Origin of the sequence: Paenibacillus typhae (assembly GCF_900099765.1) — a bacterium.
Classification (GTDB): domain Bacteria; phylum Bacillota; class Bacilli; order Paenibacillales; family Paenibacillaceae; genus Paenibacillus_AQ; species Paenibacillus_AQ typhae.
Window position 1 is genome coordinate 52,917 of the sequence record NZ_FNDX01000023.1, and the last position, 24,853, is coordinate 77,769.

Consider the following 24,853-nt stretch of genomic DNA (forward strand, 5'->3'; position numbering starts at 1 on the left):
TAGCGGATACGGAGGTTTTTTGCTGTGAACATTTATAATAGCCCGCGTAAGTTGAATTTTGGTAGAATAGGAATATTGCTGGAAACCTGTATGGCGCATTCCTATTACGGCTGCTGAAAGGAGCTTCTATACTCATGAATCATGCGCAAGAACCGGTTATTTCAATTGAAGGCCTATGGATGAATTACAGTGACAGAATGGTGCTGCGGGGAATCGACCTTGCGGTCTACCCCGGCCAGATTATCGGCTATATCGGACCAAACGGGGCAGGCAAGAGCACCACGGTCAAGATTATGCTGGGTCTGGTCGAAGGCTACACGGGTACCGTCCGGATTTTTGGCAGAGATATTTCAGACGGTGACGCTGCTTACAAAAGACGAATCGGTTACGTTCCGGAGGTTGCCGAGCTGTACGACAGCCTGACCGCCAAAGAATACCTGGGTTTTATCGGTGAACTCTACGGGATGAAGCGGACGGATGCCGAGGAGAAGGCAGAGCGGCTGATGGGGCTGCTTAATCTGGAGCATGCTTTCAATATGCGGATTGCCTCCTATTCCAAGGGGATGAGGCAGAAGGTGCTGCTGATCTCGAGCATGCTGCATGATCCGGATATCCTTTTCCTTGATGAGCCGCTGAGCGGGCTGGATGCCAATAGTGTAATGATCGTTAAGGAGATTTTTGCTTCGCTGGCCGCCCGCGGCAAGACAATTTTTTATTCCTCTCATATTATGGACGTGGTTGAGAAAATCAGCAGCCGGATCATTCTGATTAACGGCGGGGACATTGTAGCGGACGGAAGCTTTGCCGAGCTGAAGGAGAAGAGCCGCGAAGGCTCGCTTGAAGGGATTTTCAACGAGCTGACCGGTTTTGACCGTTTCCGGGATATTGCCGGGGAATTCGTTGCAGTTATTGGTGAAGGTGATTCCAATGACTGAATTTTATGTGCTGAAGCTGCTTGACCGGCTGCAGGGCGTATTCCGGAGAACCGGTGTTGACTACCCCGTTCTGCGCAGTATTCTGCAGGTCAAACTGACAATGGACGCAAGGCGTACCCCGACTGTGCTCGCCGGAGGGAAGGACAACAAGCAGACTACAGCAGAAGGCTCGCCTTTCCGTATACAGTGGATTTATCTGCTGCTCGGCCTGATGCTGATCCTTTTCGTCGTGCAGGACGGCAATTATATTTTTTCTATGAGTATTACCTTCGCCATTCTGATGTTTATGATTGCAACGACGCTGATTTCAGACTTTTCCTCCGTAATGCTGGATTTGCGGGATAAAAATATCCTGTTCTCCAAGCCGGTGAACCGCCGGACGCTGAATATGGCGAAGAGCCTGCATGTCCTAATCTATTTGCTTACTTTAACATTAACGGTTACAGGGCCATCGCTGATCGTTTCCTTGTTCAAGCAGGGGATCGTCTTCTTCCTTATCTATGCCGCAGCCGTCATTCTGATGGATTGCCTGATCCTTGTCATTACAGCATTGATCTATTTACTGATTCTGCGGGTCTTTGACGGGGAAAAGCTGAAGGACATCATTAATTATGTACAGATCATTTTGTCCATCGGAATTGCGGTAGGCTATCAGCTGGTCTCCCGCCTGTTCAACCTGGCCGACCTGACGGTGTCCTATGAGCCGGCCTGGTGGCAGTATCTGCTGGCCCCGGCCTGGTTTGCCTCACCCTTCGAGCTCCTGCTGGGCGGGAACCGTTCGGTTCATCTGACCGTTATGTCCGTGCTGGCCCTGGTGGTCCCTGTGCTGCTGCTTGCGGTGTATATCAAGCTTATGCCGATGTTTGAACGGAGCCTGCAGAAGCTGGCATCGGAGGAGGGGGCCGGGAAGGACAGCGGAAATATGGCCCGCCGGCTGTCAGAGCTCTTCTGCCAGGGCAAGGAGGAGGCGTTGTTCTTCCGCTTCACCTGGTCAATGATGCGTAATGAGCGTGATTTCAAGCTCAAGGTGTATCCCACCTTCGGCCTGTCCTTGATTTTGCCGTTTATCTTCATCTTTAATGTCCTGTGGGGCGGTGGAGGTCTGGAGGAGCTGCGCAACACCAAGGCATTCCTGTTCATTTACTTCTGTGCGCTTCTGATGATGACCGCTGTGCAGATGCTGCGTTATTCTACAAGCTACCGGGGGGCCTGGATCTACAAGACGATTCCGCTGCCCGGATTATCTCCGGTCTACCGGGGAATGCTCAAGGCGGCTATCCTTCGGCTGCTGATACCGCTTTTTGTCATTGAAGGGGCCATTTTTCTGTGGTTATTCGGCGTGCGCTTTCTGCCGCACCTGATTATTGTGCTGCCTGCCCTGCTGCTGTATTCGGTGCTGTGCTTCCGTCTTCTGCCGAAGTCACTGCCGTTCTCGGAGCAGTACAGCGCTGCCAGACAAAAGGATTTTACAGGGAGCGCCTTTGTGCAGATGTTTATTCTGATGGGCCTGGCGGGGCTTCATTACGTGATCAGCCTGATTCCGTTTGGAATTTACATCTATGCTCCAGTTCTGGTAATCGCCAATTGGTGGATCTGGCGCATCTCTTTTCCCCGGGCGGAGCTGGGGGGATCATAGCTGCCAGCCGGGAAAACCCCGCAGGTACGGACAAATATGGACATTTTTTGCCGCCTTCGAAAAAAGGGTCTAAGTTCCAGTATTTACTTAGACAGTATAGCAAATACAAGGTAGAATACAGCTAAAGTTACTTCTCATAGCAATCTATAATCTCTATACACTCTTCCGTTTATCTGATATTCGTAATAGATTTTTGTACTTGAGAATGAGCTGAACGATAATGATAATTTAACCGGTGAAGAGGTCAACTATGGATCAAATGGGAACCCACTATAATACTTGGATTGTTTTACTATCTTTTGCACTTGCTGTTACTGCGGCCTATTCGGCGCTTAACCTGATTTCCAAGGTTCCCCACTCCACAGGAAGAATCCGCCGGCTCTGGCTTATGTCAGCCGCATGCGTACTCGGCAGCGGAATGTGGGCCATGCATTTCGTCGGTATTATGGCTACCCATTTTCCGTTTGAGATCGGCTACCGTCCGGGCAGAGCGGTATTATCCCTGCTGGTCAGCATGCTCTGCAGCTTCGGGGCGTTGTGGATTGCCACCGTACCCCGCCAGAGGATGTGGCGGCGGACACTTAGCGGGCTGATTCTGGGTGCAGGGATTTCCGTGATGCATTATATCGGAATCTCCTCTATGGAGATTGAAGGCAAGATGCATTATGAGCCGCTCGCCCAGGCGATTTCCGTTCTGATAGCCCTGCTGGCATCTTACATCGGTATTTTTCTGTTCCGGCGGTTCCGGGAGCAGGAGTATTTCAGCCGGCGCTGGAAGTTCGCTTCCGCCCTGTTCATCGGATTCGCAGTTACCGGTATGCATTATATAAGCCTTAGAACAAGCTATTTTCAATATGACGGATGGAATGGCACCAAGCCTGTTGTCATGGAGACAGATGTAATTCTGCTGACCGGAGTATCCCTCGTAACCCTGTTTATGCTGGCCATCTCCGGCGGGGCAGTGTTCCTTGACCGGCATGTGCTGGAACGGATGGCCTATCATGATCCGCTGACCGAGCTGCCGAACCGCCATGGTCTGGAGCGCTATTTCAGGGATGAGTTCTTCGGTGACAATCCGGGAGCAGTGTTCTTTGTGGACCTGGACCGCTTCAAATCAATTAATGATACCCTCGGGCATGATATCGGCGATTTGCTGCTGCAGGAGGTTGCAGACCGGCTGAGAACATGCGTAGGCTCCAAAGGTAAGGTATTCCGGCTCGGCGGCGATGAATTTCTGATTGCCCTGCCGGATTCCAGTATAGAGAACGCCCAGGAGGAGGCCCTGCACATTCTGCAGGAGCTCAAGAAATCATACAGCATTGAAGGTAATGAGCTGTATGTGACGGCCAGTGTCGGCATCAGCATGACACCGGCGCACGGCACGGACCGTTCAGCTCTGATGAAGGCTGCCGATACGGCACTATACACCTCGAAGGACTCCGGCAAGAACAAGTTCAGTGTGTTCGACCAGGAGATGAACCGCTACCAGCTCCGGCGCATGTCGCTGGAGAAGGATCTGCGCAAGGCGCTTGCCCGCTCGGAGTTTATGGTAGTCTATCAGCCTAAATGGGACTCTCTGATGAATGTCACTGTCGGCCTTGAGGCGCTGCTGCGCTGGAAGCATCCGGATCACGGGATCATCTCCCCGGCGGAATTCATCCCGATTGCCGAGGAGACCGGCCTGATCGTACCGATTACCTACTGGATGCTGCAGGATGTCTGTGTCCAGAATATGAGCTGGCATAAAGACCAGATCGCAAATGTGCCTGTGTCGATTAATATGTCGGCAAGAATGTTCGAGAACGGAAGCCTGTACGATGTAGTTTCCGAGGCGCTTGCCAGCTCCGGTCTTGAACCGCACTTTCTCGAGCTGGAGATTACCGAATCCATTGCCATGAACAATATGGAGGAGACGGTAGCCCAGCTCTCCAAGCTCCGGGATATCGGTGTACGCGTGTCTCTGGACGACTTCGGGACTGGCTTCTCCTCACTCGGAAATCTTGATGAGATTCCGGTCAACACGCTCAAGATCGACCAGGTGTTTATCCGCAAGAGCAAAATGCATTCCAAAAAAGCCATCATCAGCAATATCATCGCTATCGCCAGCAACCTCAATATGGAGGTAGTCGCCGAGGGCGTTGAAACACCCGAGCAGATTGAGCTGCTGCAGTCCTTGGGCTGCCGGGTCATGCAGGGCTTCTACTACGGCCGCCCGATGCCGGTGAATGAGCTGGGCCAATGGTTTATTGAGAACACGGCCTAGATAATACATAATGCTGCTGCTACTGTTAACGCGGCAATCTGCTGGACAAGCGGGTTGCCGCGTTAACGGTTTACTGGCCGGATAACGCTGCTTGTGTGTACCCCTTCTGCGAGAAATGTCTGGGCTTGACCCTTTATTAGGCCAAAAAGGGTCTGGTCAATCCTAGCGAACCGACCGACTGAGATTCCCCCGCATCTAGTTGGATTTTTGCTATCTAATTCTCTGCTAAACGCTGCTGACAGGAAACTAGGTGGAAAAACGTCACTTCATTTTGCCGTAATCGCCTCCAGAGCGATAAATGACTCGAAATAGATGCCCTTTTTCTACCTAATAGTCGTAACTGTGAAAAAAAGGCGAAATTAAGTGCCGAAAATCCAATTAGTTAGATTGAGCTTCCAAGTGTGCAAGGGGGAGTGGCGGAAGAGTGCTGCGCTTAGAAGCTTTAACGTCTGCCGGGAACCCTCTCCAAGTCATTTAAAAGTAACCAAAAAAGCAGCCAAGTCCGTTGTCAGGACTTGCTGCTTTTTTCTATCCCCCTCTTTAAAGGGGGGGATTCTTTAAAGGGTGTTGAGATGAACGTTGAGGTGGGAGCGGCGGAGGGGAAGTTTGGAACTGTAGGAGCGTTAGCGTCCGCCTGAAAGCTTTTCGAAGAAAAGCTAGCTACGGAAGCATATGCTGTGTTTGAATTTCAACCGCGGCGGCGGTTTCAAATTAGGAAATTCAAACATAACAGCGGCCGGAAGTCCAAACATTCCCCGCAGCTGCGGCCTAACCTCAACCCCCGGTCATTTAAAAATGCCCTTTAACAAATCCTATATTTTAAAGTTCTCAACAAGCACCTGAAGCTTCTCCGCCAGCGAAGACAGGAAGGCGGCGGAAGCCTCCACCTCCTGCATAGCAGCAAGCTGCTCCTGGGAGGAAGCGGAGAGCATCTCTGCGCCTTCGGCAGTCTGGTTGGAGACAGCCACGATGCTCTGGATCGCAGCTACCAGATCGCTGGAGATGAGAGCGAGATCACGGACGGTCTCGGAAATCTGCTGGCTCTGGGAGGACATGTCCGAGACGGAGGTTTCAATCTCCGAGAAGGATTTGCCGGCAGCAATAATCATGGCTTTGCCCTCGACCATTTCATCGGTGGAGCGTCTCATGGTCTCTCCGGCTTTGTCCATCTGACTGACAATTTGGCTTACCAGCTCGCCGATCTGGGCAGCGGAGTTAGCCGAGCGTTCAGCCAGCTTGCGTACGGAACCGGCTACTACGGCAAAGCCGCGTCCTTCCTCGCCGGCCCGGGCAGCTTCAATAGCTGCATTCAGTGACAGAAGGTTGGTCTCCTCGGCAATACTGGAGATCGTACCGACAATACTCTCAATCTCCTTGGAATGACTGCCCAGCGTTTCGATGATTCCGGACAGATCGCTGATACTCTCACTTACGACCTGCATTTGAGAGGTGGTAGAATCCATGGATTCACGCCCGTTGCGGGCCTTGAGCGCATTATCTGCAGCTGTGTTCATTGCAGTGTCGGCAGTGCTGGCAATTTCCGTGATGAACCTCGACATCTCCTGCACAGACCGGTAGCTGCCCTCCAGATTGCGCAGCTGGGTGTTGGCACCGTCGGCCAGATCAATGGTGACATTGACGCTGTGCTCTCCGGCCCGGTTGGTCTCCTGTGCGCTGGCGGACAGCTCTTGCGAAGAGGAAGCGACCAGCATCGACGTATCGTTGACCTGAGTGATTAGATTGCGCAGACTGGTCGTCATTTCATTGAAATCCCGGGCCAGCGTGCCGATTTCATCTTTGCTTTTGAACAGAATCGGCTCCTGGGAAAGATCACCTCTGGCAACCGTGTTAACAGAGCCCGAGAGTCTGGTAAGCGGTCTGGTGGTTCTGCGGATAAATATGTATGCGGCAATAATAGCGATAACGAGAATCGATGCGCCGATGATGAAGGGCTGAAGGATAATATCCTGTGTCCGTTCCTGCACGAGAGCGCCGTCGAAATTGATAGCCATTAGAGCAATGATAGGTTTTGTGGGATCATGATCCTGATAGATGGGGCCATAGCCGGTCTTGAGCGAGGTACCTTGATAGGTATAAACCTTGGAGTATGCAGAATGCTTCATGGTGGTAATCATAGCTTTGTCTTCTTCCGAGAAGTAGAACGGATCGCCGGCTTTGTATCCTCTTTCTTTGAGGTTGGCGTCAGCCGCGAGAATTGTACCGTCCAGCGACAGAATGAAGGATTCTTTAAAAATCGGTTTATGGTCATTGATCCAGCCGATGCGGTCTTCGATGGCAGCCAGCTTGCTGGTATCTCCTGCAGCCAGAGCCGAAATATCGGCGGGATCGACGAGTCCGGTTGTAATATTGGCGCAGCCTACCAATTCTATACCTGCAGCTTCGTCTAACTGCTTGTACGCAGCGCGGTATCCGAAGAACCCGATGGATGATCCGACGAGAAGTAACACGATAAGCATCATCCAAGTTAATTTTGTTGCCAATTTCATTGTTTGCACCACCAGCCCTGACTCTCTAAAATTTGGTGATATTTGTTATCACTGCTACGATTATAGCGCATCAATGTTCCCGGAGCATTAGCGAGAATATAGTATTTTTGTGTCGGAAAATGCAGGCTTTTTCAGGGTTTAGGCAAAAACATTGAATCCGCCCTGCCGAAAATGGTACGCTTGAAGCAGGACAAACGGACTGGGAGTGAGAGGGATGGCACAGAAAATTGATCCGTTGATTGAAGCCCTGGGATTATCCATGTGGAGAGTACAGCGTAAAATCACATCGCAGATGTCTTTGCATAAAGAAATCGGCCTTACAGTGCCGCAATTTCATCTGCTGCATATCATTGCCCGTGAGAAAAAGGCACGGGTCATCCAGCTGGCAGAGCAGCTCGATGTGAAGTCGAGCGCGGTAACGGTAATGCTGGACCGTCTGGAGCTGCTTGGCCTTACTGCCCGCGTGCAGGATGAGAATGACCGCAGGGCCGTAACAGTGACGCTTACCGAAAAAGGCGAGGAGCTGCTCAAGGAAGCGCAGAACCGCTCGCTGGTTCTGCTGACCGAGCATCTGGCGATCCTGAAGCCGGAGGAACTGGAGAAGTTCGCTGAATACTATACGCTTCTGGAGAAGCAGGAGCGGTAATGACAGACTGGTCTCCGGGCTTATTTATTGAATAGAAGCAGCGCAATAACAAAACAGCCAGGCTCCATCACCGGAGCCTGGCTGTTTGTCATTGTTTCTGGCTTCAATCTATTCTGCTGCAGGCGCTCTATCCGGCAGCTGCGTGACATAGCTGTCAGAGAGCTGGCGGAGTCTCAGTGCACGGTTGTATTCGTCCTCTGTTCCGGCAGGAGCCTGCCCTCCGGAAGCAAGAATATACTGCGTGTTATCTTCAAAGCTGTTGCCCGGAATGAGCAGCCCGGAGCTGGCGATGAAGGAGCCGGTCGGCAGGTAGTAGCGCTGCGGCAACAAATTGTATGTCTGGGCAGTCAGGTCCTGGCCGAAATGAATGGTGCTGTCCAGCGACACCCCGAGCAGGCTCGCAGCGGTCGGCATAATATCCACTTCTCCCCCGACCTGCTCAAGCGTCTGCGGCTGCAGGCTGCCTTGCTCATGAATCATGAGCGGAATGTTCAGCATGTTGGCGTACTCATACTCATGTCCGTAGATTTCTTCCATCAGCTGCTTATCGTCATGATCCAGGGAATAAATCGGCAGACCCATGTGGTCCCCGTACACCATAATCAGGCTGTCATCCCATACACCGCTGGCCTTCAGCTCTTCAACAAATTGCCCGAACGCGTAATCGGCATAATTCTGTGAGCGGATATAGTCGCCGACAAAGGTGCCTTCGTAACGCTCTGGCAGCTTCATCTGGTATTTTTCCTCAGGAATCGTAAACGGATGGTGGGCTGACATGGAGATCACCTGGGCGTAGAACGGCTTGCCGTCCTGGTCCATTTCCTTCAGCTTGTCGGCTGTTTTGCGGTAGAGCACTTCATCGGACGGTCCGAAGAAGAAGGTATCCTCATCCCCGAAAAACTTATGGTCGTAATAGTGCTCGAAGCCGAGTGCTTTATACAGCTCTCCACGGTTCCAGAATTCCACGTCATTGGTGTGGAAGGTGGCGGTCTGATAGCCGCTGGCCTGCAGGAGGCGCGGGAGGCTTGGCAGCTCTTTATCGACATAAGACATCGTGGCCGCACCCTTAGGCGGAATATAGAAGGAAGAGTTGACCACGAATTCCGCATCCGAGGTATTTCCCTGGCCGACCATCTGATAGAAGTTAGGGAAATACAGGCTGTCTTTCATCAGGCTGTTCAGGTTAGGCGTAATCTCTTTGCCGTCGATTGTAAGCCCCAGCAGGAAGTTCTGGAAGGATTCCAGCTGGATAATAATCAGGTTCTTGCCTTTGGCCGCACCCTGGAACGGGGAAACGGCCGCCGGATCGATTCCTTTTACCTCATTGATAACGTCCTGTGTAATTTCACTGGCCTTAACCAGCTCCGGTTTGTCTTGAGCAAAAATGGCGTAGACCTCATAATTAAGAAGTCCCATTTCCTGCGCTTTCTTGATTTCATTCATGCTGGCCTTATTAGGCAGAACATTGAACAGGCAGAGACCGAGCGACAGGGCGAACAGCAGACTGTAGGAAAATCTCGACTTGCCGCTCCGGCGGTTGATCTTTTCTTTTTTATAAGTACGGCCTTTCTTATTGAAAAAGAAATAAATGCCAAAGATGATAATGTCGGAAAAGATCAGCAGATAATACGGGTCCATCAGGGAAAAGACGCTGTTGCGTACAGCGGTTACCTGATTAACCTGTTCAGCCGCCTGGTAGGTGACGATTACACCGTAATATTTGAAGTACATAATGGCCGCGAAAAAGATTGCCGTTACAAGCAGGTTGACCAGCATGTAAAGTCCTAGCTTGCGTTTGGAGGCGAAGGCCTCAATGAGACAGAACAGTGCCCAGATAAAAGGGATTTCCGTTATCAGTGATTTCCAGGACAGCAGATCCCCGAAAATAACGCCCCAGGCCAGGAAGCTTTTGAGTATAAAAATAAGCGTAAAAAACACGAATGGTTTGGCTACCCACCGTTTAATAGTAAGGGATGACACAGCTTCGCCTTCTTTCTTAGAGATGAAACGCCGCTCCCGGCTGGGAGGATGCAGCGCTTGGACAAGAGAATTCCTATATTAATAGACCTTATTATGCAGCGCTGGCAGGTGAATGTCAAAAAACAGAAATGCCGTATAACCTCACTTAACTGCGTAATAAATGATGCGCGTACGTGAACCGGATATTATCTTACTCAGATTAGAGCATACGGGGTAAAAAGCAGGAAAACGGTGGTTCACGCCAAAAAGGGCGAGCGATAGAAGGGGGGCAGGCTTTAAAAAATGCATTTTGCGGAAATTTCCATATCAGTAAGGTCCTTGGTCGAATATGTATTCAGCAGCGGCAGCCTTATGCCGGGCTTCAGCAGCGGTGCTGCAATGGCCGAGGGGACGCGCATTCATCAGCATATACAGAAGCAATATAAGGAAGGCGACCGTAAAGAGGTCTACCTCAAGACAGAAATAGTCCACGCGGGTCTCAAGTTTATCATTGACGGGCGTTGTGACGGACTGCTGACCGGGGAGGACGGGGCTGTTACGGTAGAAGAGATTAAATCTACCGCGGAGCTGCTGGAGCCGGATTTTGCCGGCAAAGAGGTCCACTGGGCTCAGGCCCTGATGTATGCCTACATCCTTTGCCTGGATCTGGGGCTCACGGATATCACGGTGAAGCTCACTTATGTCCGGCGCGGCGGAGAAGAGCAGCAGAGCATGTACCGGAAAATGACAGCGGCGGAGCTGGAGGCATTCGCGGGCGATACCGTTGCCAGGTATGCCCCGTATGCGGAGCTGCTCGTCCGGCATCAGGAGCAGCGGGACAGCAGCATCCGCGCGCTGGCCTTTCCTTTTCCGGCCTACCGCAGCGGGCAGCGGCACTTTGCGGCAGCCGTCTACAAGTCGGTTGCCGAGGGGGTCAATCTGTTCGCCCAGGCGCCGACAGGGATCGGCAAAACGATGTCCACGCTTTTTCCGGCACTCAAGGCTCTGGGGGAGGGAAATGCAGCGGGGCTGTTCTACTTGACAGCCAAAACTGTCAATCGGCTGGCGGCACAGGAGGCCATCGGAATGCTGCTGGCGCAGGGCCTGCAGCTGCATGCCGTGACGCTGACCGCCAAAGACAAGGCCTGCTTCCGGGAGGAGGGGCTGTGCAGCAGCGAATTCTGCCCCTTCAGGGAAGGGTACTATGACCGGATCAACGGGGCAGTGCTCGACATACTGGAGCATGAAAAGCTGATGACACAGGAAGTCATTGCCCGCTACGCCAAAAAGCATGTGGTGTGCCCGTTCGAATTCTCACTGGACACCGCGTATGCCTGTGATGCAGTGATCTGTGACTATAACTATATCTATGACCCGCGGATCAGCCTGAAGCGGCTGCCGGAGGAGCGCAAGCGCCGGGCGGTGCTGCTGGTCGATGAAGCCCACAATCTGGTTGACCGCGGCCGGGCCATGTATTCAGCAGAGCTTACGAAAGCTCCGTTCCTTGGGCTGCAACGGCAGTTTAAGACGGTAAACAAGGCGCTTAGCGCTGCAGCCAAAGCTGTTAATGCCTTTTTCATTGCCCTGCGTAAAAGCTGCAGTGAAGACGGGGAAGGGAAATGGAGCACGTATCCGGAGGAGCTGCCCGGCCTGCTTGAAGCTTTTTCCCTGGAGGCGGAGGCTGAGCTGCTGTCTCCTTCCGCCCTTCTTCCTGTACCGGGGGAGGATGAGGAAGAGGGTCAGGGGCTGCTGGATACGTATTTTGCGGTGCAGAATATGCTCCGTACCTTTAAAACCTACGATGAGCGGTACGTCACCTATGCCGAGGTCCGGCGCGGGGATGTGTACCTGAAGCTGTTCAATCTGGACCCCTCCCATCTGCTTCAGCAGATGGGCAAGAGCTTCCGCAGCCAGATCCTGTTCTCGGCCACACTGTCTCCGCTCTCTTATTACAGGGACATGATCGGCGCAAGGGAGGAGGATTACAGCCTCACTGTTCCATCTCCGTTTCATAGAGAGCAGTGGGAGGTGTCGGTACTTCCCGTATCCACCCGTTACCGGGAGAGGGAAGCTTCACTGCAGCCGCTATGTGATGCCTTGAAAGGCATGACGGCCCGGAAGGGGAATTATCTTGTCTTTTTCCCTTCCTATGCTTATCTGCAGAATGTCTATGAGCTGTTCGCCGATAAATATCCGGAGGTCTCTACCCTTGTGCAGAGTACCGGGATGAGCGAGCCGGACCGGGAAAGCTTCCTTGCCTCGTTCCGTCCAGACAATCCGGAGACACTGCTTGGCTTTGCCGTGCTGGGCGGGATTTTCTCGGAGGGAGTGGATCTGCCGGGCGACCGGCTGAACGGCGTAATGGTTGTAGGCGTCGGCCTGCCCCAGGTGGGGCTGGAGCGCAATCTGCTGCGCAGCTATTTTCAGGCCGCAGCCAAAAACGGCTTCGATTACGCCTACGTCTACCCGGGCATGTGCAAGGTACTGCAGGCCGGAGGCCGGCTGATCCGCAGCGAGAGCGATAACGGAGTTATTATCCTCGCTGACGACCGTTTCCTCCAGCCTCCCTACCGCAATCTGCTTCCGGATGAGTGGCAGGACTACCTTGTCATCACGTAAGCGCTTATAATTACTTTTAATTATAGAATCACAACCTATAATAGGCTTTTAGATTAGGCGGAATAAAAATCGGCTATTTAAAATGATTTTTAAGCCTGCAATAAGGCGGGAAGCGGCGGAGGGGAAGTTTGGAACTGTAGGAGCGTCAGCGACCGCCTTTGTCTGCGGATTTCCACCGCGAACAGCGGTAAAATAAAAGAAATCTGCAGACAACAGCGGCCGGAAGTCCAAACATTCCCTGTAGTCGCCCCTACGCCAGATTGAATTCTTGAATTCATTTTAAATAGCACCCACAGGAGGATAAGACATGACACTGAATATCGGAATTGTAGGCACCGGCTGGTTCTCCAAAGTACACGCGGATTTGCTGGCGGGGATGGAGGATGTGTCCCTGAAGGCCGTCTGCGGCAGCAGTAAGGCCAAAGGTGAGGAGATGGCCCGTCCCTACGGGGCGGAGGGCTACGGTGAAATAACAGAGATGCTGGACGCAGAGAAGCTTGATGCCGTCTATATCTGTGTGCCTCCGCAGTCGCACGGGGCCATTGAGCGGTCGCTGATCAAGCGGGAGATTCCGTTCTTTATCGAGAAGCCGCTTGGATCAAGCACGGAAATCCCGGCAAGCCTGCTGCAGGATATCAAGGAGAAGAATCTGCTGACCTCGGTCGGCTACCACTTCCGCTATCAGGAGAACATCCAGCGGCTGAAGGCCGCGCTGCAGGGGGATAAAGTGGGTATGATCGTCGGACAGTGGATGGGCGATATGCCGGGCGTAGCCTGGTGGCGCAACCAGGAGCAATCCGGCGGACAGTTCACAGAGCAGACGACCCATATCGTCGACCTGCTGCGTTATCTGGCGGGTGAGGTGACCGAGGTGTACGGCCTGTTCGGCAACCGCATCATGCATGAGAAGCATGACGGAGTGACCGTAGCCGATGTCGGGACGGTATCCCTGAAGCTGGCCAGCGGCGTAATCGCGAATATTTCCAACACCTGCGTTCTGCCGGGCGGCGTAGGGCGCAGCGGCATCAGCTTCTATAACGACAACGGGCTGCTGGACTGGAATCCGGAGCGTCTGCTGGAGGTCCGCAGCGGCGACAGTAAAGAGCACGTAAATTCCGGTAATCCTTATCTGACAGAGAGTGAGGCGTTCCTGTATGCAGTGCGGACCGGGGACCGCTCGCGGATTCTGAGTGATTATGAGGACGGGTACAAGACGCTGAAGGTGACCTGTGCAGCCTTCGAATCCGCACAGAGCGGACTGCCGGTGAAGCTATAAAAAACCTGCAAGGTGGGGCTTACGCTTTGATGATTACTCAGGTACTTTGCGGGGGCCCAAAACCTTTACAGAAAAAAGGCCGGCAGACCGTTTAGCGGATCTGCCGGCCATCGGCCCAAGCGGGGTCGGCCTAGTGGAGGAAAACAGTGAGCAGCGCCGGCGCAAGGCCAATGGAGAACAGCGCAGTCAGAATCATCGAAATACTTGAGATGGTGCCGGTCAGCGAGCTAAGCTCGAATGCCTTGGAGGTACCGGTACCGTGCGCCGCGGTTCCCAGCGAAACACCGCGCGCAATTTCATTGTCAATGCGGAAGAGGCGCAGGACAGAAGGGCCCATCATCGTACCCAGCACACCGGTCAGGATAACGAAGACTGCCGTGATGCTTGGAACACCGCCGATGCTCTGGGAGATGCTCATGGCGATCGGTGTAGTAACCGAACGGGGCACCAGGCTGTTAACCAGCTCTCCGCTTAAGTGCAGCCATTTGGCCAGCAGCATTGAGGAGAGCACGGCAATAACCGTTCCTGAGAGCACGCCAGCCGCAATTTCGGCGGCGTGCTTTTTGAGCACCTTGAAGTTTTTATGGAGTGGGATTGCAAAGGCGATGGTTGCCGGCTGCAGCAGATCCGTCAGCCATTTGCCTCCCGCATTGTAGGATTCATACGAAACACCGGTCAGAAGCAGAATACCGATCATGATGAGCGGTGTAAGAATGAGCGGAGAGCAGTACATTTTGCCGCTCGTTGTGTAGATCCGTTTGGCCAGCAGATAGACCAGCAGTGTGATTCCTAATAGAACCATTCCTGTAATCATGAGCCTCTACGCTCCTTTACTTTATAGATAGCTCCTGTCAGAAGTCCTGATCCGGCCATTACGGCAAAGGTTCCGACAAGTACAACAGCCAGCACCTGCAGACCGTTCACCTCAAGCAGACCGGTATATTTCATGACTCCGACCGCGGAGGGGATGAAGAACAGCAGCAGCTCGGCAAGCAGCCAGGAAGCGCCGACCTCAACCCAGCTCAGCCGGATTGCCCCGGCCTCCAGCAGCAAAAACAGGATAAGCATGCCGATGATGCTTCCCGGAACCGGAAGATGCAGCAGCGGAGTCAATGTATTGATAAGCATGGAGAAAACCGTAAGTCCGGCAACCTGCAGCAAGCCTATAATTAATTTTTTCATAAGGCTTCGCCCCTTTCATTATATTGAAAGTTTACAACAATTATTTTCATAGGTAAAATGAATAGATTGAATAAGTGACATTCCATTTATCTATACATGAGGTGAATGATTTGGATATCAGACAGTTACAGTATTTTGTGCAGGCAGCGCGGCTGAAGAGCTTCTCCAGAGCGGCGGAATCCCTGTTCATCACCCAGCCGACCATCAGCAAAATGATCCGTAACCTCGAAGAGGAGCTTGAAGCGGATCTGTTCTACCGTGAGGGGAAGAGTATCCGGCTGACTGATGCAGGTGAGATCCTGCTGGCCAAGGCACAAAATATTGTGGAGTCCTTCAATAATCTGTCCGCAGAGCTGGACGGCCTGCGCAAGCTGCAGCGCGGGCATATCCGCATCGGCCTGCCGCCGATGGTGGGGGCGAGCTTTTTCCCTGCGGTGATCGGAGAGTTTCACCGGCGTTATCCTGATGTGACCATCCGGCTGCATGAAGACGGAGCCAAAAAGGTGGCGGATGATGTAGAGACGGGGCTGCTGGATATCGGGGCAGTTGTGCTGCCGGCGGATACGGCGAAGTTCCACTGTTTTACCTTCGTTGAGGAGAAACTGGAGCTCCTGGTGCCGGCGGGGCACCGTCTGGCTGCAGCGGAGAGTGTGGCGCTGGGGGAGCTTGAGGCAGAGGAGTTCGTGCTGTTCCGCGAGGATTTTGCCCTGCATGACCGGATTATTACCGAGTGTGTAAAAGCGGGGTTTCAGCCAAACGTTGTCTATGAGAGCTCGCAATGGGATCTGATCAGCCGGATGGTAGAGGCCGGGATGGGCATTGCCCTGCTGCCGGAGACGATCTGCCGGGATATGGACCGGACACGGATTGCCGTCGTCCCGCTTTCTGAGCCGGTTATTCCCTGGCAGCTGGGGATGATCTGGCGCAGGGACCGCTATCTTTCCTTCGCGGCGCGGGAATGGATCGCTTTTGCCATGGAGGTTCTGGGGAAGCTCTATCTTTCGCCGGGAAAAAATGTTAAAATGAAATAAATGTAAGTCCAGCTGTAAGTTCATCGACATTTTTTTCTTTTTTTTCAAAATATGTTTTTTGGCATCATGCCTTATGATAGGAAAGAAGTTGATAGAGGGCAGGTGACTGATTATGAAGTTTTACCGCGGTTCCCACGAAGATCGAAGCGATTACCGAGAAGATGAGCTTTTTTTGACTATAGAGAGCCTTAGAAGTGAACTGCTGGAGGTCGCACAGGAACGCAGCCTCAGTGATCATATGGTCGTTGAGCTGAGCCAGCGTCTGGACGGTTATATTGTTATGGCCCAGAACAAAATGATGGAAGGTCTGAGAAGCCGCCAGAAGGAGCCTGCCCATTACGGAACCATCTCCAAAAGCAAGCGTGTAAGAAGCAAGTCTGCATTGCAGCAGTAATACCGCTTGAACATGTTCACCATAACGTAGTGCGTCATTTGAGGCCCCGCCTGTGCGGGGCCGTTTTGTTGTGCTTTCTACAGGCAGTACCTATAATGGAATTAAAAACAAGTTTAATTCGCATTGTTAAGGAGGGTGCCGGGTGGAGAACAAGCTGACAACATTACGTTCTGAAATTGAGGACAATCTGTCCCGCTCCGGACACAGCCTTGCTTCATTTGCTAAAATTTCCGGTCTTAACCGCGGCAGCCTGAGCGCCATTCTCCATGGTAATCCCCCAAAGCCCGTCTCCCTGGGCCAGCTGGATACATTAACAGAGGCGCTTGGATACCCTGAGGGCTGGTTCTATCCGCTTTATGTGGATGAATGCTTCAGTGAAGAAAAGGTCTCGCGGCGCAGGGCGGAGCCTTTTTTGATCCGCTGTGCCATTACGGGCAGGAAGCAGTGTGTGGAAGAAACCATAAACCGGATGATGGAGTATCAGAAGCCGCTGGATATCATCTATTCGGTAGCGGAGAAGCTGTTTGCCTGCGGAAAAATCCAGGAGTCCAAACCTTTCTATAAAATCATTGTGGAGCATGAGCAGGACAGCTATTCGGAAAGGATGGCAATCAGCCAATACCGGATCTTCAAGGCGCTGGGAACCGTTGCCGATATGGAAGACATGCTGCGGGCAGTCATCGCCTACGAGCCGTTCCGCGGACGTCTGCCCGAGCATCTGCAGCTTGAAGGGCTGCTGAAGCTGGCCAATGTATGCTTTTCCCTGCACAGATGGAGCGATATGGAGAGATATGCCGATGAGCTTAGAGGCTTGGCAAGCGGGATCTACCGGGAACAGCTCAGGAATAAAGCCGGAAGGCGAAGCGAGGGGCTGCCGCTGCTGCGGCCGCTTGTACTGTATTATGCCCAGGGGCATCTGATGAAGGCCACTTCTCTCGCCAAGCAGGGGAAATACGGGGAGGCCATAACGTTTACAGACATGTATGCTGATCTCAGCTGGTTTGAAATGCTGGATGAGGAGGGCCTACGCCTTGTCGATGCGTTCAAGTCATTTGCCGTCGGAAACCGCTATACACTCGAGCTTATGAAGGGGAACAGTGCCGTTCTGCCGGAATATATGGCCTACCTGGCTGACTATCCTGCTGAAGTGCTGGCGGGTCTGGTCAGTATTCTGGAGGCTGCCAACCGCTTCGGCTTCTCTGTCGACCATGTACTGGAGCGCTTTTCCAGGGAGATGGCCGGCTTTGACCGGTTCAAGGATTATATTAATATTGACCGCATCTACCGGCTGGGTTATCAGCTGGCTGTATATTATCTGGAGCGCGGGCAGGCTCAGCTGGGGGTCACTTATATTCTGCAATGTCTCAAGACTGCCGTTCAGCTGAACAGCGCCAGGGATATGATTGAATGCGTTGCCTTATTTGAAGCAAACCGCGTACAGGCAACGGGAGAGCAGTTGCAGAAGTACAGTGAGCTGATCCAAGGCCTGGTCCCCAAAAAGGACAGCGCCGAACAGGGACGGCCGCTCTCCGGCGTAACAAAACGCTCTTTCTGATACAGTATTTATACCGCTCCTCCGCTTATAAAGCGGGGGTTTTTTGTGTTTTGCGGCCAAGGGCGACCGTTCGCCATTCCGTAAAAATTGATAGCGTATTCAGTGTTTGACAAAGACCGGGCTTGAAAATATAATTAGGTAGCCTAATTAATATTGTATTTAATTATTAGTAGACCTAACTAAATATGAGGAGGCGGGACTCGTTGGGATAGAGAGCGAAAATCCAGTCGCACAACGGCTCTTTATGGCCCTGCGGCAGCTGCGCAAAGCCCATGTGCATCAGACCGTAGACGGCCATAAGCCGAGTGAAATGACTTTACTGATATGCCTCGCCAGAAAATCGCGCACACCTGAGGAAGGGCTTAAGGTTTCCGAAATCAGCCGGCTGCTGGGAATCACGCCTCCCACGGTGACGCAGCTGATTAACAGCCTCGAGGCCAAAGACATGGTAGAGCGCCAGCCGGACCCTTCCGACCGCAGAGTGGTAAGGATCCGGCTGACGGAGCAGGGCAGGGTTATTACGAGAAAAGCGCGGAGTCATATGGATGCTTCACTGCGCAAGCTGGTGGAATATTTGGGTGAAGAAGAGAGCAACCTTCTAGCAGACCTGTTAATGAAGGTGCAGACATTCATTGAAGAGAATCCGCGGCCTGATCTGGACCTGTTACAAATGAACGGAGATGAGAAGAATGATTAAATTGTTAAAAGGGCTGAAGCCCTTCCGGTGGGGCGTGGCAGCGGTACTGATTCTGGTCTTTCTGCAATCCATGGGTGATCTGTACCTGCCGACCCTGATGTCCGACATCGTAGATAAAGGGATTGTACAGGGAGACCGCGCCTACATCTGGAGAATCGGCGCCTACATGCTGCTGGTCGCCGGCGGCGGAGCGCTTTGTTCGGTAATTGCCAGTTATTTGTCGGCCAGGGTGGCTGCCGGCTTCGGACGAAATACCCGCTCACGGATGTTCGAGCATGTGGAGAATTTTACACTGCATGAGTTTGATAAGCTGGGAACTGCCTCGCTGATTACCCGCACTACTAACGATATTACACAGGTTCAGACGGTATTGACTATGATGCTGCGCATGATGGTCGGCGCTCCGATGATGATGATCGGGGGGATTATTATGGCGGTGTCAGAGGATGCCAAGCTGTCTCTGATCTTTGTCATCGTGATTCCGGTGCTCGTCGGGGCCATCTTCCTGATCGGAATGAAGGGACTTCCGCTGTTCAAAGCCATCCAGGTGAAGCTGGACACCCTGAACCGGGTGCTGCGTGAGCATCTGACCGGAATCCGGGTTATCCGTTCATTCAACCGCATTGAGCATGAGAATAAACGCTTTACTGCAGCTAATAAAGACCTCACTGATACAGCGATTAAGGTTAACAAAATTATGGCCGGATTGATGCCTATTATGATGCTGGTTATGAACTTCTCCATGATCGGCATTCTCTATTATGGCGGTATCCGGATCGGCGACGGCGACCTGCAGGTCGGCTCGCTTATGGCTTTTATCCAATATGCGATGCAGATTATGTTCTCCCTGATTATGGTGTCAATGATGTTCGTGCTGATTCCCCGGGCTTCAGCCTCCGCGCTGCGGATCAATGAGGTGCTGGATATGCAGCCGGAAATTGTTGATCCTGCTTCAGGAGCCCTTCAGGCTACAGCCGACGCGAAGAAGCAGGACGGACGCGACGGTCTGCGCGGCTATGTCGAGTTCGATAACGTCTCCTTCTCGTATCCGGGAGCCGAACAGCCGGCGTTGTCCGGAATCAGCTTCAGTGCACGCCCGGGCGAGATTACGGCTATTATCGGCGGTACCGGATCGGGTAAATCGACGCTGCTCAGCATGATTCCCCGCTTCTATGACGTAATAGAAGGCGCTGTGCGGGTAGACGGCGTGGACGTCCGTGAGATGGCCCAGGAGGATCTGCGCAGCAAAATCGGTTATATTCCGCAGAAGGCGGTACTGTTTACCGGAACCATCAACGAGAATATCCGCTATGGAAAAGAGGATGCAACCGATGAGGAAATCATCCACGCAGCCAAAGTGGCCCAGGCCTATGATTTCGTATCGGCCATGAAGGAAGGCTTCGACTCGCAGATCGCCCAGGGCGGCAGCAACGTCTCCGGCGGCCAGAAGCAGCGCCTGTCGATTGCCCGGGCTCTGGTCCGCAAGCCGGAGGTGTATCTGTTCGATGACAGCTTCTCCGCGCTGGACTTCAAGACGGATGCCAAGCTGCGCGCTGCCCTGAAGGAGGAGACGACGGAATCGACCGTGCTGATCGTCGCCCAGCGGGTCAGTACCGTTATGGATGCTGACCGGATTATTGTGCTGGATGAAGGCCGGGTGGCCGGCATCGGCAATCACCGCGAGCTGATGGAGAATAGCGAAGTGTACCGCGAGATAGTATCCTCGCAGTTGTCAGAGGAGGAAATAGCATGAGTGAAAGAAATCAGCAAATGAAGCCTCCGGCGCGGCGTGGCGGAGGCTTCGGTCCCGGGCACGGACCCGGCATGGGGATGCCTCCGGAGAAGGCCAAGGATTTCAAGGGTACGCTTCGCCGGCTGATCACCTACCTGCGACCTCGCCAGGTGCAGCTGCTTATCGTCCTAATCACAGCTATAGCCAGTACGGTATTCAGCATTTTCAGCCCGAAAGTAATGGGGAAGGCGACAACCAAGCTGTTTGAGGGAGCTTACGGGATGCTTACAGGCGTACCGGGGGCAGCTATAGATTTCGACTATGTAAATAGAATTCTGCTTATTCTGGGCGGATTGTATCTGTTCAGCTCCGTATTCAGTTACGTGCAGCAGTATGTAATGGCCGGAGTTGCCCAGAAGGTAGTATTCGATATGCGGGAGCAGGTGAACAGCAAGCTGGAACGGCTGCCGCTGAAATATTTTGATTCCCGTACCCACGGCGAAATTCTCAGCCGGGCAACCAATGACGTGGACAACATCAGTACAACGCTGCAGCAGAGCTTGACACAGCTGATCACGTCCATCGTAACCATTATCGGGGTTATCATCATGATGCTGACGATCAGCCCGTGGCTGACCCTGATTACCATAATCACCCTGCCGCTGAGCTTTGTGGTGATTATGGCCATCACGAAGCGTTCCCAGGGGTATTTTATCGGCCAGCAGAAATCACTGGGCCAGCTGAACGGCCATGTTGAGGAAATGTACACCGGACACCGGATCGTCAAGGCGTTCGGCCGGGAGCGGCAGTCGCTGAGCGAATTTAATAAAATCAATGACGATCTGTATAGCTCCGGCTGGCGGTCCCAGTTCATGTCCGGGATGATTATGCCGCTGATGATGTTCATCGGTAACCTCGGATATGTGCTCGTCTGTGTGGTCGGCGGGATCTTTGTAACCCGCAAGGTGATTGAAGTCGGGGATATCCAGGCCTTTATCCAGTATTCGCGCCAGTTTACCATGCCGATTACCCAGACGGCCAATATTGCCAATATCATTCAGTCGACGATCGCTTCCGCTGAGCGTGTCTTTGAACTGCTCGACGAAGAAGAGGAAGTGCCGGAAACCGCAGTATCCCTGGCTAAGGCTGCAGATCAGGCTGAAGAAGGCGCAGTTGAATTCCGTCATGTGAAGTTCGGCTACAAGCCAGAAGCGATTCTGATTGAAGACATGAATATCGACGTCAAGCCGGGACAGACTATTGCGATTGTCGGACCGACCGGCGCCGGCAAAACGACGCTTATCAACCTGCTGATGCGTTTCTATGAAATCAGCGGCGGGGAGATTGTCATCGACGGTGTGAACATTACGGAGATGAAGCGCAGTGAGCTGCGCAGCAAATTCGGTATGGTGCTGCAGGATACCTGGCTGTTCAACGGCACCATCCGCGACAACATTGCTTACGGCCGTGAAGGCGCCACGGAAGCGGATGTGGTGCGGGCTGCCAAAGCTGCCCATGCCGACCATTTTATCCGTACGCTTCCGCTCGGCTATGATACGATCCTGAATGAGGAAGCTTCTAATATTTCCCAGGGACAAAAGCAGCTGCTGACGATTGCCCGGGCGATTCTGGCCAATCCGTCGATTCTGATTCTGGATGAAGCGACCAGCAGTGTCGATACACGGACCGAAGTGCAAATCCAAAAGGCGATGAAGACACTGATGACCGGAAGAACCAGCTTTGTAATTGCCCACCGCCTGTCGACGATCCGCGATGCCGACCTCATTCTCGTAATGAATCAGGGCAGCGTGATTGAAAAAGGCACCCACGTTGAGCTGCTGGAGCAGGGAGGCTTCTATGCCGATCTGTACAACAGCCAGTTCTCCGGCGATGATCTGCCGGATGCAGGCTAAAGCTCACCTCAAAACGCACCGCTCCTGTATTTATCGGGAGCGGTGTTTTTATTATGGAAAGAGTGGCAAGGCTGATGATGGAAGATCCGTTTAAAAAAAGATTTGCTTAAAATTTTCGGGGTATATATGATAAGGATAAGAAAATGACCCGTGGCTCATTTTTGAAAAGAGCCAGGGCAAAGAGAGGATGAACAGGATGTCGGGCTACGGGAAATGGGTGGCTGGCCGTACTACGAAATGGATCACATTGCTGATCTGGATCGTGCTGGTGGGAGTGCTTACGCTGTTATGGCCTTCCGTAAATTCACAGGTAGTCAACAATGCGCAGAACCTTCCGGAGACCTCGCAGTCGGTCCGGGCAGCGGCTGTCGTGGATCAGGAATTTCCGGGCGGCAGCGGCGTGCCTGCACTGCTGGTGTGGCACCGTGACGGCGGATTGTCAGAAGAGGATTTAGTACATATTATCGCCTTGTACGGCAAGCTGGAGCAGCAGCCGCTGCCGCATCAGAATTTTGTGCCCCCGCTGGGCCAGCTGCCACCACAGGCGCTTCAGGCTTCATTGTCAGAGGACCGCAGTACGCTGGTTACACCGGTGCTGTTCGACAAGTCGGCGGACAGCGATCAGCTGGGGGAAGGCATCACGGAGTTAAAGACGCTCGTACGTGAAGAGACAGGCAGCGATCCGGCTGCAGCTTCTGTGGACAGCAGTGAGCTGAGCCTGCGCGTATCGGGGCCGGTCGGCATTTCGATTGATGCTACTGGACTATTCGAGGATGCGGACGTATCCCTGCTGATTGCAACCGTAATTCTTGTGCTTGTATTCCTGCTGCTGATCTACCGCTCACCGATTCTGGCGCTGATTCCGCTGGTGGCGGTAGGTTTTGCCTACGGGGTCACGAGCCCGCTGCTCGGCCTAATGGCCCGGGAAGGCTGGATTACCGTAGATTCACAGGCAATCTCGATTATGACCGTGCTCCTGTTCGGGGCGGGTACGGATTATTGCCTGTTCCTGATCTCAAGGTTCCGCCAGATGCTTAAGGTAGAGGAGAATAAAGGGCGGGCGCTGCTAAGCTCGATCAGCCACTCCTCCGGGGCGATTGCCATGAGCGGCTTTACCGTTGTGCTGGCACTGTTTGCCCTGCTGCTGGCCGAGTACGGGGCGTATCACCGGTTCGCAGTGCCATTCAGCGTTTCCATCCTGATCATGGGCATTGCCAGCCTGACGCTGGTACCGGCGCTGCTGGCGATCTTCGGGCGGATGTCGTTCTTCCCGTTTGTGCCGCGGACACCGCAGATGGAGGAGGAGCGTGCGAGAGCCAAAGGCAAGCCTGCCCCGCAGCCGAAAGCGAAGAGAGGCGGCCGTAAGGGGATTGGTGGTCTGGTGGTTTCCCGCCCTTGGACGATTGTAGCCGTAACGATCATCGGCCTGGGCATTTTGGCCTCCTTCTCCACGGGCATTAAATTTACGTATGATCTGCTCTCCTCATTCCCTGAAGATATGGAATCCCGGCAGGGCTTCGATCTGATCGGCACACAGTTCTCACCCGGCGAGCTGGCTCCGGCCAAGCTGATCGTTGATACAAAGGGTCAGGTGAGCGGAGAGGATTTCAAGGTTATTCTCGGCGGACTGTCCTATGTGGATACCGTATCCGATGCGCAGCAGGGGGCAGTGAATCCGCAGATTATCGGCTTTGACCTGGAGTTCAAGGACAATCCGTATTCCCTGGAGGCGATGAGCCATATTCCGGCGCTGCTGAACACAGCGGAGCAGGCTCTGGTGGAATCCGGCTTTGACGAAGCACAGGCGCATGACAGTGTATGGGTTAGCGGGCAAACGGCTACCCAGTATGATACAAAAGAGCTGGGTGAGCGTGATACCGACCTCATTATTCCGGTTGTTATCGGCATGATTACCCTGCTGCTGCTGATCTATCTGCGGTCGGTAACGGCAACGGTCTATCTGGTCGGTACCGTTATTCTTTCCTTCTTCTCTGCACTCGGCCTTGGCTGGATTATTATCCATTATGTTCTGGGCGCAGATGCGATTCAGGGAGCGATTCCGCTGTACTCGTTCGTCTTCCTGGTTGCGCTTGGCGAGGACTATAACATCTTTATGATCTCTAACATCTGGAAAAAGCGTAAGGTGATGCCTCTGAAGCAGGCCATTGCCGAAGGCGTTAATGAGACCGGCTCGGTCATCACCTCGGCCGGACTGATTCTGGCGGGCACCTTCGCCGTCCTGGCCAGCCTGCCGATTCAGGTGCTGGTACAGTTCGGCATCATCACCGCCATCGGCGTGCTGCTTGATACCTTCATCGTCCGGCCGTTCCTGGTGCCGGCGATCACTATGCTGTGCGGCCGCTGGGCGTTCTGGCCCGGCAAGCATGAAGAGCCGCGGCAGCCGCAGCCATCCGGCAGCGCTGAATAAACCGGCGGGCTAACGGACCGCCGGATTCACAAACAGGGATGCCCCGCCGGCCATAAGGCCCGGCGGGGCATCCCTGTTGT

17 protein-coding genes are annotated in these 24,853 nt (G+C 53.3%); 13 read left to right on the forward strand and 4 right to left on the reverse strand.

Annotation, left to right across the window (positions count from 1 at the left end):
• Window positions 1–134 precede the first annotated feature (134 nt).
• From BLR64_RS18190 to BLR64_RS18200, 3 genes are all read left to right on the forward strand, one after another.
• Window positions 135–935, forward strand: a complete 801-nt coding sequence (locus tag BLR64_RS18190; protein WP_090716272.1) for an ABC transporter ATP-binding protein — start codon at window positions 135–137, stop codon at window positions 933–935.
• Entirely contained in the window at window positions 928–2,571 is a 1,644-nt protein-coding gene (locus tag BLR64_RS18195; RefSeq protein WP_090716273.1) for a hypothetical protein, read from the forward strand. Before BLR64_RS18190 ends, BLR64_RS18195 begins: the two co-directional genes overlap by 8 nt.
• A gap of 250 nt (window positions 2,572–2,821) precedes the next feature.
• A complete protein-coding gene (locus BLR64_RS18200) occupies window positions 2,822–4,834 on the forward strand; it encodes a putative bifunctional diguanylate cyclase/phosphodiesterase (RefSeq protein ID WP_090716275.1) in 2,013 nt (670 codons plus the stop codon).
• Window positions 4,835–5,646: 812 nt separating this feature from the next.
• On the opposite strand, the gene BLR64_RS18205 is transcribed toward BLR64_RS18200, so the two are convergent.
• Entirely contained in the window at window positions 5,647–7,341 is a 1,695-nt protein-coding gene (locus tag BLR64_RS18205; RefSeq protein ID WP_090716276.1) for a methyl-accepting chemotaxis protein, read from the reverse strand.
• Between the two features lie 214 nt (window positions 7,342–7,555).
• Here BLR64_RS18205 and BLR64_RS18210 point away from each other — a divergent pair, with 214 nt between their 5' ends.
• A complete protein-coding gene (locus BLR64_RS18210) occupies window positions 7,556–7,987 on the forward strand; it encodes a MarR family winged helix-turn-helix transcriptional regulator (protein ID WP_090716278.1) in 432 nt (143 codons plus the stop codon).
• Window positions 7,988–8,095: 108 nt separating this feature from the next.
• Here BLR64_RS18210 and BLR64_RS18215 read toward each other — a convergent pair whose 3' ends face one another.
• On the reverse strand, window positions 8,096–9,967 hold the full coding sequence (locus BLR64_RS18215; RefSeq protein ID WP_090716280.1) for an LTA synthase family protein: 1,872 nt from the start codon (window positions 9,965–9,967) through the stop codon (window positions 8,096–8,098).
• A 282-nt stretch (window positions 9,968–10,249) separates the two neighbouring features.
• Here BLR64_RS18215 and BLR64_RS18220 point away from each other — a divergent pair, with 282 nt between their 5' ends.
• Together BLR64_RS18220 and BLR64_RS18225 are read left to right on the forward strand one after the other, a co-directional pair.
• On the forward strand, window positions 10,250–12,565 hold the full coding sequence (locus BLR64_RS18220) for an ATP-dependent DNA helicase (RefSeq protein ID WP_090716281.1): 2,316 nt from the start codon (window positions 10,250–10,252) through the stop codon (window positions 12,563–12,565).
• Window positions 12,566–12,872: 307 nt separating this feature from the next.
• Window positions 12,873–13,841 (forward strand): Gfo/Idh/MocA family protein, encoded by a 969-nt coding sequence (locus BLR64_RS18225; protein ID WP_090716283.1) that lies wholly within the window; start codon window positions 12,873–12,875, stop codon window positions 13,839–13,841.
• Between the two features lie 130 nt (window positions 13,842–13,971).
• On the opposite strand, the gene BLR64_RS18230 is transcribed toward BLR64_RS18225, so the two are convergent.
• The gene (locus BLR64_RS18230; RefSeq protein WP_208607195.1) at window positions 13,972–14,655 is read right to left on the reverse strand and encodes a CidB/LrgB family autolysis modulator; all 684 of its coding nucleotides are present in this window, start codon (window positions 14,653–14,655) and stop codon (window positions 13,972–13,974) included.
• Window positions 14,652–15,023, reverse strand: a complete 372-nt coding sequence (locus tag BLR64_RS18235) for a CidA/LrgA family protein (protein ID WP_090716285.1) — start codon at window positions 15,021–15,023, stop codon at window positions 14,652–14,654. Before BLR64_RS18235 ends, BLR64_RS18230 begins: the two co-directional genes overlap by 4 nt.
• A gap of 110 nt (window positions 15,024–15,133) precedes the next feature.
• Here BLR64_RS18235 and cidR point away from each other — a divergent pair, with 110 nt between their 5' ends.
• From cidR to BLR64_RS18270, 7 genes are all read left to right on the forward strand, one after another.
• Window positions 15,134–16,054, forward strand: a complete 921-nt coding sequence (cidR, locus tag BLR64_RS18240) for a cidABC operon transcriptional activator CidR (protein ID WP_090716287.1) — start codon at window positions 15,134–15,136, stop codon at window positions 16,052–16,054.
• 112 nt (window positions 16,055–16,166) lie between these two features.
• On the forward strand, window positions 16,167–16,448 hold the full coding sequence (locus tag BLR64_RS18245; RefSeq protein ID WP_068728627.1) for an aspartyl-phosphate phosphatase Spo0E family protein: 282 nt from the start codon (window positions 16,167–16,169) through the stop codon (window positions 16,446–16,448).
• Between the two features lie 142 nt (window positions 16,449–16,590).
• A complete protein-coding gene (locus tag BLR64_RS18250; RefSeq protein ID WP_090716288.1) occupies window positions 16,591–18,003 on the forward strand; it encodes a DNA-binding protein in 1,413 nt (470 codons plus the stop codon).
• Window positions 18,004–18,247: 244 nt separating this feature from the next.
• Window positions 18,248–18,700, forward strand: a complete 453-nt coding sequence (locus BLR64_RS18255; protein ID WP_090716290.1) for a MarR family winged helix-turn-helix transcriptional regulator — start codon at window positions 18,248–18,250, stop codon at window positions 18,698–18,700.
• Window positions 18,693–20,453: an ABC transporter ATP-binding protein gene (locus BLR64_RS18260; RefSeq protein WP_090716292.1), complete on the forward strand. Its 1,761-nt coding sequence runs from the start codon at window positions 18,693–18,695 to the stop codon at window positions 20,451–20,453. Before BLR64_RS18255 ends, BLR64_RS18260 begins: the two co-directional genes overlap by 8 nt.
• Window positions 20,450–22,345 carry an ABC transporter ATP-binding protein gene (locus BLR64_RS18265; protein ID WP_090716294.1) on the forward strand — a complete coding sequence of 632 codons (1,896 nt, stop codon included), beginning with the start codon at window positions 20,450–20,452 and terminating at the stop codon, window positions 22,343–22,345. The genes BLR64_RS18260 and BLR64_RS18265 overlap by 4 nt, the downstream gene beginning before the upstream one ends.
• Before the next feature lie 187 nt (window positions 22,346–22,532).
• Complete coding sequence (locus BLR64_RS18270) at window positions 22,533–24,773, forward strand: MMPL family transporter (RefSeq protein ID WP_090716296.1); 2,241 nt, start codon at window positions 22,533–22,535, stop codon at window positions 24,771–24,773.
• Window positions 24,774–24,853 lie beyond the last annotated feature (80 nt).

What these genes read in the sequence shown, in the direction of transcription:
- BLR64_RS18205 (WP_090716276.1), bottom strand. Translation starts at nt 7,341, where the DNA reads ATGAAATTGGCAACAAAATTAACTTGGATGATGCTTATCGTGTTACTT.
- BLR64_RS18220 (WP_090716281.1), top strand. Translation starts at nt 10,250, where the DNA reads ATGCATTTTGCGGAAATTTCCATATCAGTAAGGTCCTTGGTCGAATAT.
- BLR64_RS18225 (WP_090716283.1), top strand. Translation starts at nt 12,873, where the DNA reads ATGACACTGAATATCGGAATTGTAGGCACCGGCTGGTTCTCCAAAGTA.
- BLR64_RS18190 (WP_090716272.1), top strand. Translation starts at nt 135, where the DNA reads ATGAATCATGCGCAAGAACCGGTTATTTCAATTGAAGGCCTATGGATG.
- BLR64_RS18260 (WP_090716292.1), top strand. Translation starts at nt 18,693, where the DNA reads ATGATTAAATTGTTAAAAGGGCTGAAGCCCTTCCGGTGGGGCGTGGCA.
- BLR64_RS18235 (WP_090716285.1), bottom strand. Translation starts at nt 15,023, where the DNA reads ATGAAAAAATTAATTATAGGCTTGCTGCAGGTTGCCGGACTTACGGTT.
- BLR64_RS18265 (WP_090716294.1), top strand. Translation starts at nt 20,450, where the DNA reads ATGAGTGAAAGAAATCAGCAAATGAAGCCTCCGGCGCGGCGTGGCGGA.
- BLR64_RS18195 (WP_090716273.1), top strand. Translation starts at nt 928, where the DNA reads ATGACTGAATTTTATGTGCTGAAGCTGCTTGACCGGCTGCAGGGCGTA.
- BLR64_RS18230 (WP_208607195.1), bottom strand. Translation starts at nt 14,655, where the DNA reads ATGATTACAGGAATGGTTCTATTAGGAATCACACTGCTGGTCTATCTG.
- BLR64_RS18270 (WP_090716296.1), top strand. Translation starts at nt 22,533, where the DNA reads ATGAACAGGATGTCGGGCTACGGGAAATGGGTGGCTGGCCGTACTACG.
- BLR64_RS18245 (WP_068728627.1), top strand. Translation starts at nt 16,167, where the DNA reads ATGAAGTTTTACCGCGGTTCCCACGAAGATCGAAGCGATTACCGAGAA.
- BLR64_RS18200 (WP_090716275.1), top strand. Translation starts at nt 2,822, where the DNA reads ATGGATCAAATGGGAACCCACTATAATACTTGGATTGTTTTACTATCT.
- BLR64_RS18210 (WP_090716278.1), top strand. Translation starts at nt 7,556, where the DNA reads ATGGCACAGAAAATTGATCCGTTGATTGAAGCCCTGGGATTATCCATG.
- BLR64_RS18255 (WP_090716290.1), top strand. Translation starts at nt 18,248, where the DNA reads ATGGCCCTGCGGCAGCTGCGCAAAGCCCATGTGCATCAGACCGTAGAC.